The sequence below is a fragment of the Vibrio sp. 378 genome, assembly GCF_033339435.1.
In genome coordinates this window covers 1-510 of record NZ_JAWOUO010001243.1, presented here as the reverse complement: position 1 = coordinate 510, position 510 = coordinate 1, and the positions used below count along the sequence as shown (strand labels likewise).

Sequence of the window (510 nt, the reverse complement as noted above, 5' to 3'; positions counted from 1 at the left end):
GAATACCTTCACGGTTCATTGTGAGCTTGGTCGCTTTCGCCGTTGGCACAACATTCAGGCCTTTCTCTTCAAGCTCGACAAGTTTGTCGGTCGCGATAGCTTCTATTTCTGGAACAACGTAAGCTGGCTGCTCTTTGTTTATGATCTCTTCTAGAGCCTTACCATCCAACATATCGAGCACGTAGCTACGATGAGCGACTTGCATCGCAGGTGCGTCTGCATAACGGTCACAAGCAATCACTTCTAGACCTAGTCGTTGGCATTCAATTGCCACTTCTTTACCAAGCTCACCAGAGCCTAATAGTAATACACGGGTAGCATTTGCGCTGGTTGCAGTACCGAACATAGTGTTCCCTTACAAAATAAAGTGATGAGACAGAAATTGCAGGGGATCATACTGATTTTTCATTGCGAAGCAAACGTTTGCTTGTGGTTTTTTGCCAATAAAAAAGCTCTACATGTTGTAGAGCTTTTAATGACATATTAGTGAATTTTATACGTTAACAAAAC

At 42.9% G+C, this 510-nt stretch carries 1 pseudogene; it reads right to left on the bottom strand.

The window, feature by feature from the left end:
- Window positions 1-346, bottom strand: a pseudogene (locus R7Q48_RS31360) (NAD-dependent epimerase/dehydratase family protein); the annotation flags it as partial.
- Window positions 347-510: the final 164 nt, after the last annotated feature.